Below are 11857 nucleotides of genomic sequence, written 5' to 3' on the forward strand. Positions count from 1 at the left end.
GGTTGACAGGTGTCATGCGCGTTGCAGGGCCGGGGCCGTACGCGGTCGTAGGCCGAGAGCGTCGGCCAGCAGCGCGTACGAGCGCACGCGGTCGCTGTGTCCGTGAATGGTGGACAACACCACGAACTCGTCCACGCCCACAGCGGTGGCCATCGCGGTGAGCTGCTCGGCGACGTCGGTGGGGGAGCCGACCGCGTATCGCGGCCACTCCTCCGGCCCGCCGGTCGCTGCCGCGGGCCGGGAGTGGAGTTCCGCGAGCGCGGTCTCCGGCGCTGGCACCGGACGCAGATCGCCCTGCGTCATGCGTTGCCGGAACAGTCGCTGGCTGGCGAAGACGTGCTCGGCTTCGGCGCGGGTCGGGGCGCAGTACACCCCGATGCCCACCATCACCCGGGGGCTGCCGCCGCTGCGTGCGTCGAAACTGGCCCGGTACGCCCGTACCGCTTCGGTGACGACCTCAGGGCGGCCGAAGTGCGCGAACGAGTAGGGCAGGCCGAGCCGCCCGGCGAGCACGGCACTCGACGTGCTCGCGCCCAGCAGCCAGACCTGCGGCACACCGTCCACCGTCGGCATGATGCCGCCCCGCTCGCCTGGCCCGCCGAGGAATGCCCGGACCGCGCTGACCTGCTCGGCGAAGGACTGGTCGGAGTGATCGCCGAGGGAGGGGTTGAGCAGCCGGGCGTCCCGGGAAGAGGCTCCGGCGCCGCGGCCGATGCCCAGATCGATCCGGCCCGGGGCCAGGGCCTGCAGCACACGGAACGTCTCGGCCACCTTGAACGGGCTGTAGTACGGCAGCAGCACGCCGCCGCTGCCGATCCGCAGGCCGGTGGTCTCCGCGGTGAGCCGCGCGATCATGATCTCGGGGGCCGGGCTCGCGAACGACGCCGTGGCGTGGTGTTCGGCGAGCCAGTAGCGGTGGTATCCGAGCGCGTCGGCCGCCCGGGCCAGATCGAGCGTGTTGGTAAGCGCCTGAGTCGGTGTTGACCCCTCCGGGATCATCGACTGGTCCAGGATCGACAACTGCACGGAGTGACTCCCTCGTTCGGGTCTCAGGTGTCGGCGGGCGCGACGACTGGGCGGGTCAGCCGTGCCACCACGGATGCCAGCCGGTCGTCGAAGGCCGCGGCGTCCAGTGCCGCACCGAGTTCGGCGCGGCTGACCCGGGTGGCCGCGGCGTGCCGCTCGGTGCCCAGGTCGGTGATCTGGCAGTAGACGCCGCGGCGGTCGTGATCGCAGCTGACCCGGGCGGCGAGTTGCTTGGCGGTGAGGCGACTGACCAGGCGACTCATCGAGGACTGGTCGAGGGCGACCGCTTCGCTGAGGTCCTGGATGCGCATGCCGCGCGGGTTTCCGCGGGTCAGCTCGTCGAGCACCAGCAGTTCGGTGAGGGTGAGGTCGAACTCCCGCACGAGGCGCTTGTCGAGCGTCTGGCCCAGGCGGCCGGTGAGGACCGTCAGTTGCCGCCACAGGTCGAGCACGTCCGGCTGCCCGCCGCGTCGTTCCGCCATCCCGCCCGCCCTCCGAGTCGTCGCCGTACACCTTACACGTCCATGCGTAATCAATGTACACGCATTCATTTTTCGTGAGGTCAGAGCACAAGTCGTGGTCGGCTGGGGCGTGATGCGCTCAGAAATGTCTGCACCTACATGTATTCTGTGCGCGTCAATCCGGACCGTACTGCCGCTCGGAGGTAACGACCATGGCCAGCGACACCAGCGCGCCCCAGCGCGCTCCCGGCGACAAGCCCGCTGTCCCGGAGGCCGACCGCCTCGATCCCGCATTCCTGAAGATGGCCGGAGTCCTGCTGCTGGCACTGCTCATGGCCCTGCTGGACGAGACCATCGTCAACGTCGGGGTGGACCGCCTCGTCACCGTCTTCGGGACCTCGCTGTCGACCATCCAGTGGGTCACCGCCGGATACCTGCTCGCCGTCGCCGTCGCGACCCCGATCTCCGGCTGGGGTGTCGACCGGTTCGGCGTCCGTCAGATCTGGGTGTTCGCGGTCGTCCTGTTCACCGTCGGTTCGCTGCTGTCCGGCCTGGCCTGGTCGGCCGGCAGCCTGATCGCGTTCCGCCTGCTCCAGGGGCTCGGCGGCGGAATGATCTTCCCGGTCGTCCAGGCCGCGATCGCCCGCGCGGCGGGCCCGGCCAGGGTCACCAAGGCGATGGGTCTGATCTCGATCCCGCTGACCGTCGGGCCGGTGCTGGGTCCGATTCTCGGCGGCTTCTTCGTCGACGACATCAGCTGGCGCTGGATGTTCCTCATCAACCTGCCGGTCGGTGTCATCGCACTGCTGCTCGCCCTTCGGACGCTGCCTGCCCACGCTCCGGACTCCGCGGCGCCGCGGCCACGCCTCGACGTCATCGGTCTGGCCCTGCTCTCACCCGGCTTCGCGGTGCTCATCTACGGGCTCACCACCGCGGCCCACCGGGGCGACTTCGGCGATCCGGCGGCGGTCACCGCCTTCGCCGTCGGCGCGGCGCTGCTGCTGGCGTACGTGCTGCACGCCCGCCGCGCGGCCGAGCCCCTGATCGACGTACGGCTGTTCACCAAGCGCGGGTTCACGATGTCGGTCGTCACCATGCTGCTCGTCGGGGCGGTCGCCAACACGTTGCTGTTCCTGACTCCGCTGTACTACCAGCAGTCACGCGGGTTCGGCGCGCTGCACGCGGGCCTGCTCATGGTGCCCTCGGGCATCCTCGGCGCCGCCGGGGCGATCTCCGTCGGCAAGGCCGGCGCCCGGCTCACCGCCCGCGCTACCGCTCCGATCGGGATGCTGCTCGCCACGATCGCCGCGCTGGTGCTGTCCGGCGTCGGTGACCACACCTCGACGGCCCTGACCGCTATCGCGTTCGGCGTCGGCGGCTTCGGCATCGGTTTCACAGTGCCCGGCCTGATGGCGTTCATGTACCTCGCGGTCGGCCCCGACGACGCCCCCCGGGCCACCAGCGCCCTGTTCATCCTCAACCAGATCGGCGGGTCGTTGGGCATCGCGGTGGTCGCGGTCGCATTGCAACAGCGGCTCAGTGGCGCCTCGGGCTTCCCCTCGGAAGCGTACGGCCGGACGTACTGGCTGGTGGCGGGCTTCGCCGTGGTGGCCGGGCTCGCTGCGGCCCTGGTACCCGGGCCGTGGCGCGCCCCGGAGCAGCAACGCGCGTAACGCTCGGGCCTTCCTCGACCGTGCCGCGAGCGCAGCCGGCTACAACCGGCAGCGGTGGTGTTTCGCCGCCGCGGCAACGGAAGGGATACCCGCATGCGTGTCATCCGTTACTACGAGCACGGTGGTCCGCAGGTGCTGACCGTCGACAAGGCACCGGACCCGGTGCCCGACGAGGGTCAGCTCCTGGTCCAGGTCGAGGCCGTCGGGGTCAACTTCATCGAGACCCAGCTGCGCTCCGGTACGGCACCCTTTCCGTCCCCGGTGCCCCGGGCGCCGCACGGTGACGTGGTCGGCCGGGTCATCGCAGTCGGGCCCGGCACCCACCACTTCGAAGTCGGTGACCGGCTGGCCGCGTGGGGCGTGACCGACGCGTACGCCGATCTGGTGTTGATCGGTGACGCCCAGGCGGTGCCGGTGCCGGACGACGTTCCGGCACCGGTCGCCACCGCTCTCGCCTCGACGGCCCAGGTCGCCGCGAGCGTCCTGAGCGTCGGCCGGCTCGCCCGCGGCGAGACGGTGCTGGTGCACGCCGCCGCCGGGGCGATCGGCCACCTCGTCACCCAACTGGCGCGGCTGCGCGGGGCGGGCCTGGTGATCGGCGGCGTCGGCTCGCTGGCCAAGGCGGATTTCGTTCGTGCCCACGGAGCCGACGCCGTCGTCGACTACTCCCGGCCGGACTGGCCCGACCGAGTCCGTGCGGTGACCGGCGGCGCCGGCGTCGACCTGGTCCTCGACAGCGTGGAAGGCGCGGTCCTGTCGCCGAGCATCGCCCTGCTCAACCCGTTCGGCCGGCTCGTCTACTACGGTTTCGCGGGTGCCTCGGGCGAGGCCGGGCGGGTCACTCTGACCGACCTGCTCGGCCTGCGGACCGTCGTCGGTACGGCCCTCGACGCCTGGCTCGCCGCCGCACCTGACGAAGCGGCCCACAACCAACGAGAGCTGACCGAGCTGGTTCGTGACGGCCGGTTGCGGGTCGCCGTCCACACGGTCCTTCCCCTGGAGGAGGCCGCCCAGGCCCACCGACTCATCGAGGACCGCCGTCAGCTCGGCCGCGTGGTGCTCGTCCCGTGACCGCCGTCGAGCATCGGCCCCTCCTCGTGGTCGGCGCCGGACCGGCCGGCCTGAGCACGGCGATCTTCGCGGGCCTGCACGGCGTCAGTCCACTTGTCGTGGAGCGCCGCCCCGGCACCTCCACCGCGGTCAAGGCGACCGGCCAGTACCCGCACACCATGGAGGCGTTGCGCATCGCCGGTGTGGCCGACCGGATCCATGAGCTGAGCCGCCCGGACCGCAGCGAGTTCAGCATGGTCCTCGCGCCCCGGCTTGCCGGACCGGTCGTCCGCACGCTTGTCAGCGGCAGGGAACTGACCATGCGTCACGTGTCCCCGGAGGAGTGGTGCACCGCGAGCCAGTCCGGTGCGGAGCGGGCACTGGCCGAGCGTGCCCACGAACTCGGCGCCGAGCTGCGCTTCGGCACCAGGCTGATCGGTCTCGCGCAGGACGCCGACGGTGTCACCGCGCACGTCGAGGAGGTGGACACCGGCCGGCGATACCGGATCCGGGCGCAGTACGTGGTGGCCACCGACGGCTGGCGCAGCCCGGTCCGTGCGGCGCTCGGCATTCCGCTGCAGGGCAGGGGCGTGGTCGGCCAGGTCCTGCGGGTGCTGTTCAAAGCGGACCTCAGCGAGCCCCTCGCACACACTCCGGGGGCTGCCGACAGCTCCCGCTTCGCGGCGTTCCACATCGGCCGCGCGGTGCTCTTCAACACCGAGATTCCCGGACTGTACGGCTACTTCCGTCACCTGGCGCCCGAGCTCCCCGAGGGCTGGCACCGCTCCGCGGACGGGGTCGTCCGGCAGATCGCCGCGGATCTCGGGCTCGGCGAGGACCTGCCGCTGGACATCGTCGAGTCCGGCGAGACGTCGATCGCCTGCGGAGTCGCGGAACGGTTCCAGGTGGACCGGATACTCCTGGCCGGTGACGCCGCCCACGTGATGCCGCCGACCGGCGGGTTGGGCGGTAACACCGCGATCCTGGACGGGCTCTACCTGGGCTGGCGGCTCGCCGCGGTGCTACGGGGCTGGGCCGGCCCCGATCTCCTGCGCACCTTCGAGACCGAGCGTCGACCGTACGCCCGGCTGTTGGTCGAGCAGCAGTTCGCCAACCTCGTCGAACGGGTGGCGCCGGAACTGCGCGACGACGACGTGCCCGAATCGTTGCCGCCCACGGTGCTGGCCTTCGGCTACCGCTACCCCTCGGGAGCGGTGCTTACCGAACCCGGCGAGGACGGTGCGCTGGTGGAGGATCCGACCTCGGCGACGGGCCGGCCCGGGTCGCGGGCTCCGTATCTGCCGCTTGTCACCCCGCAGGGTGCCGCATCGTCGACGACAGCGCTGTTCGGCGGCGGCTTCGTGCTGCTGACCGGCCCGGCCGGCGAAGCGTGGGCCGCACCAGCGATCCACGCCGCCGAGCGTCTCGGCGTCCCACTCACGGTGCACACCATCACGGCCGAGGACTTCCCGACCCGTTACGGAGTCGGACTCAGCGGTGCCTCGCTGGTGCGGCCCGACCGCTTCGTGGCGTGGCGGGCGCCTGACCTTGTGGATGATCCCGGTGCTCGGCTGGAGGAGGTTCTGCGGGCTGTCCTGCGACGGTGAGAAAGGAAATCCGCCGCTGGCGGCGGCGCCGGCACGGCCCGGTTCCGACGCTGCCGTCCGGGTCGATCGACCGGGCGCCGTGCAGCGCCACCAGTTCGGGGCGTACGTCGTCGCCGACGGCGACCACGGCACACCGGGACGTGCCCGGTAACAGGTCGCGTACCTGCTCGGCGTCCCGGGCGTCGTCGAGCAGGAGCAGCACACGCCGGTCGCTGAGCCGAGCCCGATAGGCGTTTACCAGTTGCCGCCCGCCCGCCGGGATGGCGTCGGGCGCCGCACCGGACAACCGCAGCAGCCGGGCCAGCAACCGGCCGGGATCGTGGGGCCGCCCGTCGGGGCCGGTCAGCCGCACGTACCACTGGCCGTCCGGAAACTCCTCGCGCAGCCGCCCGGCCAGCGCGACGAGATCCGCGGTCCGCTCCTCGCTGGCCGGCCCGGCCAGGGAGACCAGGGGCAGCGCGGTGCCGTCGTGCCTGCTGGTCAGTGCATCGATGACCGCGGCCCACCCATCGCCGCGCAGGGTCCGGTGGGCGACCGCCGGCACGTCGGTCCGCGCGTGCCAGCGGTCGCCGGTGATCCGCCGGTACTCGGCCGTGAGCTCCGGCCCCGGTGCCAGGCCCAGCCGGGTCCGGAGCGTCGCGGTGGCCTCGTCGTACGCGACCATCGCGGCCTCCCGGTCGCCGGCGCGACGCAGCGCGGCCACGAGCAGGGCCCAGGGCCGCTCGCGCGTCGGGTGCAGCGCGACCAGAGCGCGCAGGCGCGGCACGAGTTCGCTCGGCGGATATCCCTCAAGCTCGAAGCGCCGCTCGAGCAGCCGCAACCGTTCCTCGATCAGTGCCGGACCGGCTTCGGCGGCGAGGGAGGGAACGACGGCGAGCGAGGCGATCGCCATCCCCGCGGGCGGGTCGTCGCGCCACTCTCCCAGGGCTGCTCGTACGTGTGTCAATTCGCTTGTCGTATCGCCGGACTGCCGGGCCCGCAGGGCTTCCTGGGCGGCGCTGCGGAACCGGAACAGATCCACGGTCTCGGGCGGAGTCTGCAGCAGGTATCCACCGCCGAGCGAGCGCACCCGGGGCCGTCCCTCTCGCCCGGCCGTCCCGCTACGATCGCCGAGCACCGCCCGCAACCGCGCGACGTGGACGTGCAGCGCCGCCGCAGGCGCTGCCGGTAGCCGCTGATCCCACAAGCGCCAGTAGAGCTCGTCCATCGGCACCTCGTCGTTGGCCCGCAACAAGAGGGTCACCAGGAGAGCGCGCTGTTTCGGGGCGCGTACCGGCACCCGAACCCCGTCGAGCGTGACGTCCAGTGCGCCGAGAAGGCGGAAGTCGGTCACCGAGTCTCCCCATTGGACAGTCGGTTGCGCAAAGTTGTCCTGCCGTCGCCCTTTGTGTTCCCGGCTCATCCTGCCCGCGTCGATCCGAGCCTGGCAACGCGGTCCGCCGTGATGCCGGTCTCACGGGCCGTTCTCCACCCGGACTCCAGAACCCGCCGGTACGAAGGGACCGAGAGGGAGGACCTTGTGAAGGCATTCGTCACGTCCGCGGACGTGTCCCACGGAATTCGTCTGGAATCGCTGCCCGACCCGTGCCCGGCTCCCGGCGAAGCGCTGGTCGAGGTCCGGGCCGTCGCCGTCAACCGGGCCGACCTGCTGCTCGCCGCCCGGCGTCCACCGGGATCCCAGCTCGGCCTGGACGTCGCCGGCACGGTCGTCCGGCCGGCCGAGGACGGCACCGGCCCACCGGCCGGTACGCCCGTCGCCGGACTGGCGGCCTCGACCGGCTGGGCTCAGCTCGCCGCCGTACGTACCGACCGCCTCGCGGCACTACCCGACGGTGTCGAGCCGGGCATCGCGGCGGCGGTGCCGGTGGCCGGCCTCACCGCGCTGTACGCCCTGCAGCGCGCCGGGTGGCTGCTCGGCCGCTCGGTGCTGGTCACCGGCGCCAGCGGTGGAGTCGGCGGATTCGTGGCCGACCTGGCCGCCGCGGCCGGGGCGACGGCCCTGGGGTGGACCGGCACACCGGAACGCGGCCGGCACCTGACCGAGCGCGGCCACCGGATCCACGCGGGTTACGCGACACCGCCCGACGAGGCGGTCGACGTGGTGATCGACAGCGTCGGCGGGACCGTCTTCCGCGACGCGTTCGTCAAGCTGCGCGCGGGCGGCGTGGCGGTGGTCTTCGGCAACACCGTCCGGGCCGACCTGGTCCTGCCACCGGACTGGGGACACGCTCGCGCCGGCGTACGCCTGGAGCACCTGTTCCTGCTCGACGAGATCGAGCGCCGCGCGGCGGCTCGGGACCTGGCCACGCTGTTCGGCCTCGTCGCCGACGGCCGACTACGACCGCACGTCGGGCTGCGAGCCGACTGGGCGGACGCCGACGCCGCCATCGAGGCACTACTGGAGCGCCAGGTCACCGGCCGGGTCGTACTCGGCCTGTGAACCCACTACCCCGAGAGAGGACACCACGATGACGGAACCGACGCGCCGCGGCGCGGCCCTGGTCACCGGCGGCACGAGCGGTATCGGCCTGGCCGTGGTCGAGACGCTGGCCGAGAGCGGCCTCCCGACCTTCTTCTGCGCCCGCGACGCCGAGCAGGTCGCCACGATCACCGACAAGCTCCGCGGCCGTGGCCTGGACGTCGACGGCACCGTGGCCGACGTCCGATCCACCGACGACGTCACTCGGCTCGTCGCCGCGGCGGTGGACCGGTTCGGACCGATCACCGTGCTGGTCAACAACGCTGGCCGATCCGGCGGCGGAGTCACGGCCGACCTGGAGGACGCGCTCTGGGACGACGTGCTCGCCACCAACCTCACCGCCACGTTCCGGGTGACCCGCGAAGTGCTCCGGGCTGGTGGCATCCGGGAGCAGGGCTGGGGACGCATCATCAACATCGCCTCCACCGCCGGCAAGCAGGGCGTGGCGCTGGCTGCCCCGTACACCGCCGCCAAGCACGGCGTGGTCGGGTTCACCAAGGCGCTCGGATTCGAGCTGGCCGGTAGCGGGATCACCGTCAACGCGGTGTGCCCGGGCTACGTGGAGACGCCGATGGCGGTCCGGGTCCGCCAGGGGTACGCCGCGCACTGGGGTGTCACCGAAGACGCGGTGCTGGAGCGGTTCCAGGCGAAGATCCCGCTCGGGCGTTACTCGACGCCGGAGGAGGTCGCCGGGCTGGTCGGCTACCTGATCACCGACACGGCGGCCTCGATGACCGCCCAGGCCGTCAACGTCTGCGGTGGCCTGGGCAACTACTGAATCACCTACCGTCCACACGCGGCGTCCGCCCGGGGCGAGAACCCCGGGCGGCCGCCGCGTGTGCTGTCAGTTGGTCGCGTCGTAGCGAAGGACGGGTTCGGTCAGGTGCGGTTCACCCTTGATGATGCCTGTCAGCCGGTCCAGCCGGCTGCGGAACTCCGGCTCCTGCAGCGCCTTGCGGAAGGACTCCTCGTCCGTCCACTCGGCGATGTTGTAGTAGGTCGACGGGTCCTTCTGGGAGCGGCTCAGGACGTAACTCACCAGCCCGGGGCGGGTACGCATGTACTCGGCGACCTTGGCGTAGCGGCTCTCCAGGTCCTCCGCGGCACCGATCAGCGTGAGCTTGTTGACGAAAACGACCATGGCGTGGCCTTTCCTTCCGTGATGTCGGCGGTCGGGTAGTCGAGGTAGCCCTGCCGGCCGCCCTGGTAGAAGGTCGCCGGGTCCGGCCGGTTCAGCCCGGTGCCGTCGGCCAGGCGGCGCGGCAGGTCGGGGTTCGCGAGGAACTGCTTGCCGAAGGAGACCGCGTCGAACCCGGCGGTCAGCGCGTCCGCCACGACGTTCGCAGTGGCGTCCGGATCGAGGTCACCCGTGCCCGGGTTCACGATGATCGGTCCGGCCCACGCCGCCCGGACCGCTCGGACCAGAGCGGGATCGGAGCCATGGACCAGGTGCAGATAGGCCGGGTCGACAGGCCGCAGCGCGTCGAGCAGGGCCGGGTAGACGACCTCGGCGTCGGGTTCGCTCATGTCGTTGAGGCCGAACCCGGGGGACAGTCGCAGTCCGACCCGGTCCGCGCCGATCGCGGCGGCGACCGCCTCCAGCAGCTCCACCGCGAACCGTATCCGGCGGTGCGGGGGACCCCCGTAACCGTCGGAGCGACGGTTGACAGTGCCGGACAGGAACTGGTGGACCAGGTACCCGTTGGCGCCGTGCAGTTCGACGCCCTCGAAGCCGGCCGCGATCGCCGCGCGGGCGCACCTGACGACGTCCTCGATCGCGTCCGCGATGTCGGCCGGCGACATCTCCAACGGTTCGGGGTACGGGAGCGGGCCGTCGTACGTGCGGGCCATGCCGGCGGCGGCCACCGGGGAGGGCGCCAGCGGCCGGTGACCGTAGAGGCCGGGATGACCGATCCGGCCGGCGTGCATGATCTGCAGCACCATGCGTCCGCCGGCTGCCTGCACGGCCGCGGACACCGCGGTCCATGCCTCGGTGTCAGCGGCGGAGTGCCACTGCACCCCGTACGCGTGACCGGCCGCGCGCGGAGCCGGACTGGTGGCCTCGCTGACGATGAGGCCGGCTGCAGCCCGCTGGGCGTAGTACTCGGCCACGTAGGGCAGCGGCGTCCCCCGCTTGTCGGCTCGCCCCCGGCCCATCGGCGCCATCACGATCCGGCTGGGTAGCCGCAGGCGACCCAGCTGAACCGGCTCGAAAAGTGTCGGCATGCCCCGATGGTCACCACCTCCGGTAGAGAACCTGTGGAGGCGTGCTGGACAGGGTGCGTCGGTGCAGATCACCGGCCGGCGGGAAGCCGAGGCGTAAGGAGATCGCGGTGATCCGTTCGGTGGTGTGTCCTCCCGAAGAGTGAAACCTGAGTGATTCTCCTCTTCTGTCCGAGATCTCCGTTGAGCGTCAGTACGGTCAGGGTTGGGCGATCACGTGAGTCGTCGCGGCACCGAAGCCCGGCCGCTGTCGGTGCGCGCGCCACTCGGCGGTGCTCCCGACCGGTTGTGGCTTCGGCGGGGTCGCGTTGGCAACCATCCGCATCTGCCCGCGTTCGGAAACCACTGACCAACGAGGGAGAAGAGACGTGCTCGGTATCTCGCTACGTCGGCCGAAGACCATCGCCGCAACGCTCGCCGCCGCAACACTGGTGACGGTGCTCGGCGCAGCCGCTCCAAACGTGTACGCCGACGGCGGCGTGCGACCAACCCCCGACGAGGGGCAGCGCCACAAACCGACAATCGTCCTGGTCCACGGTGCCTGGGCCGACGGCTCGAGCTGGAGTGGCGAGGTCCGCAGGCTCCAGGCACGCGGTTTCGAGGTCCAGGTCGCGCCGCAACCCAGCCGGGGGCCGACGATCGACAGCGGGTACCTGAAGGACTTCCTGTCCACCATCGAGGGTCCCGTCGTGCTCGCGGCCCACTCGTACGGCGGCTTCGTGGCAAGCGATGCCGCGACCGGCAACAAGAACGTCAAGGCACTCGTTTTCGTCGACGCCTTCGCCCCGGACAAGGGGGAGACCGTGGAGGAACTCACCGCCGGCTCCGGCTCGGTGCTGGAGCCGGCCCTGACCGACCCCACGAGCGTCTTCAAGCTCGTGCCGTTCCCAGGCGCCCCGGAAGGTGCGGTCGACGCGTACGTGCTGCCGAAGGTGTTCATCCCGGGCTTCGCCAACGGTCTGCCCCGGCGGCAGGCGGAGGTGCTCGCCGTGACCCAGACCGCCCTGGCCACGAACGCGCTGGCGGAGCCGGCCACGGAGCCAGCGTGGAAGACGATCCCGGTATGGGCGGTGATCGGTGAGGAGGACCGGGTCATCCCGCCGGCCCGCCAGGAAGAGATGATGAAGCGGGCGGGGGCCGACATCACCCGGATCGACGCCGGTCACCTGGGCCTGATCTCGCATCCCGGTGAGGTCACCGAGGTCATCCTGGAGGCGGCCCGGACGACCGTCTGACCGACCTCTTGATATCGGCAGCAACCGTGGCCGCGTTGGCCGAGTCGGCCCCCGCGGCCACGTGACGGAGCGGCCGGCCGTGGCATCGCGATGGGCGATGCCA

11 protein-coding genes are annotated in these 11857 nt (G+C 71.7%); 6 read left to right on the forward strand and 5 right to left on the reverse strand.

Features of this window, described 5'->3' with window-relative positions:
• Positions 1–12: 12 nt before the first annotated feature.
• Both ACLQ26_RS26015 and ACLQ26_RS26020 read right to left on the reverse strand, forming a co-directional pair.
• Positions 13–1026, reverse strand: coding sequence for an LLM class flavin-dependent oxidoreductase (locus ACLQ26_RS26015; RefSeq protein WP_425746923.1), 1014 nt, complete (start codon positions 1024–1026; stop codon positions 13–15).
• 23 nt (positions 1027–1049) lie between these two features.
• Complete coding sequence (locus tag ACLQ26_RS26020; RefSeq protein ID WP_425746924.1) at positions 1050–1508, reverse strand: MarR family winged helix-turn-helix transcriptional regulator; 459 nt, start codon at positions 1506–1508, stop codon at positions 1050–1052.
• A gap of 191 nt (positions 1509–1699) precedes the next feature.
• On the opposite strand from ACLQ26_RS26020, the gene ACLQ26_RS26025 reads away from it, so the two are divergent.
• The 3 genes from ACLQ26_RS26025 to ACLQ26_RS26035 all read left to right on the forward strand — a co-directional run bounded on the left by ACLQ26_RS26025 (position 1700) and on the right by ACLQ26_RS26035 (position 5817).
• Positions 1700–3160 carry a DHA2 family efflux MFS transporter permease subunit gene (locus tag ACLQ26_RS26025; protein ID WP_425746925.1) on the forward strand — a complete coding sequence of 487 codons (1461 nt, stop codon included), beginning with the start codon at positions 1700–1702 and terminating at the stop codon, positions 3158–3160.
• 93 nt (positions 3161–3253) lie between these two features.
• The gene (locus ACLQ26_RS26030; protein WP_425746926.1) at positions 3254–4231 is read left to right on the forward strand and encodes a quinone oxidoreductase family protein; all 978 of its coding nucleotides are present in this window, start codon (positions 3254–3256) and stop codon (positions 4229–4231) included.
• Complete coding sequence (locus ACLQ26_RS26035; RefSeq protein ID WP_425746927.1) at positions 4228–5817, forward strand: FAD-dependent oxidoreductase; 1590 nt, start codon at positions 4228–4230, stop codon at positions 5815–5817. The genes ACLQ26_RS26030 and ACLQ26_RS26035 overlap by 4 nt, the downstream gene beginning before the upstream one ends.
• On the opposite strand, the gene ACLQ26_RS26040 is transcribed toward ACLQ26_RS26035, so the two are convergent.
• Positions 5702–7150, reverse strand: a complete 1449-nt coding sequence (locus ACLQ26_RS26040; RefSeq protein WP_425746928.1) for an AfsR/SARP family transcriptional regulator — start codon at positions 7148–7150, stop codon at positions 5702–5704. The genes ACLQ26_RS26035 and ACLQ26_RS26040 overlap by 116 nt on opposite strands.
• Positions 7151–7336: 186 nt before the next feature.
• Here ACLQ26_RS26040 and ACLQ26_RS26045 point away from each other — a divergent pair, with 186 nt between their 5' ends.
• Both ACLQ26_RS26045 and ACLQ26_RS26050 read left to right on the forward strand, forming a co-directional pair.
• Positions 7337–8257: a zinc-binding dehydrogenase gene (locus ACLQ26_RS26045; protein WP_425746929.1), complete on the forward strand. Its 921-nt coding sequence runs from the start codon at positions 7337–7339 to the stop codon at positions 8255–8257.
• A gap of 28 nt (positions 8258–8285) precedes the next feature.
• Complete coding sequence (locus tag ACLQ26_RS26050) at positions 8286–9074, forward strand: SDR family NAD(P)-dependent oxidoreductase (RefSeq protein ID WP_425746930.1); 789 nt, start codon at positions 8286–8288, stop codon at positions 9072–9074.
• 66 nt (positions 9075–9140) lie between these two features.
• Here ACLQ26_RS26050 and ACLQ26_RS26055 read toward each other — a convergent pair whose 3' ends face one another.
• Together ACLQ26_RS26055 and ACLQ26_RS26060 are read right to left on the reverse strand one after the other, a co-directional pair.
• Positions 9141–9437, reverse strand: coding sequence for an antibiotic biosynthesis monooxygenase family protein (locus ACLQ26_RS26055; protein ID WP_357489405.1), 297 nt, complete (start codon positions 9435–9437; stop codon positions 9141–9143).
• Complete coding sequence (locus ACLQ26_RS26060; protein ID WP_425746931.1) at positions 9407–10522, reverse strand: alkene reductase; 1116 nt, start codon at positions 10520–10522, stop codon at positions 9407–9409. The genes ACLQ26_RS26055 and ACLQ26_RS26060 overlap by 31 nt, the downstream gene beginning before the upstream one ends.
• Positions 10523–10887: 365 nt before the next feature.
• On the opposite strand from ACLQ26_RS26060, the gene ACLQ26_RS26065 reads away from it, so the two are divergent.
• Positions 10888–11754: an alpha/beta fold hydrolase gene (locus ACLQ26_RS26065; RefSeq protein ID WP_425746932.1), complete on the forward strand. Its 867-nt coding sequence runs from the start codon at positions 10888–10890 to the stop codon at positions 11752–11754.
• Positions 11755–11857 lie beyond the last annotated feature (103 nt).

The organism is Micromonospora sp. DT43, assembly GCF_049841645.1.
Lineage (GTDB): Bacteria > Actinomycetota > Actinomycetes > Mycobacteriales > Micromonosporaceae > Micromonospora.

What these genes read in the sequence shown, in the direction of transcription:
- ACLQ26_RS26025 (WP_425746925.1), top strand. Translation starts at nt 1,700, where the DNA reads ATGGCCAGCGACACCAGCGCGCCCCAGCGCGCTCCCGGCGACAAGCCC.
- ACLQ26_RS26020 (WP_425746924.1), bottom strand. Translation starts at nt 1,508, where the DNA reads ATGGCGGAACGACGCGGCGGGCAGCCGGACGTGCTCGACCTGTGGCGG.
- ACLQ26_RS26030 (WP_425746926.1), top strand. Translation starts at nt 3,254, where the DNA reads ATGCGTGTCATCCGTTACTACGAGCACGGTGGTCCGCAGGTGCTGACC.
- ACLQ26_RS26050 (WP_425746930.1), top strand. Translation starts at nt 8,286, where the DNA reads ATGACGGAACCGACGCGCCGCGGCGCGGCCCTGGTCACCGGCGGCACG.
- ACLQ26_RS26060 (WP_425746931.1), bottom strand. Translation starts at nt 10,522, where the DNA reads ATGCCGACACTTTTCGAGCCGGTTCAGCTGGGTCGCCTGCGGCTACCC.
- ACLQ26_RS26055 (WP_357489405.1), bottom strand. Translation starts at nt 9,437, where the DNA reads ATGGTCGTTTTCGTCAACAAGCTCACGCTGATCGGTGCCGCGGAGGAC.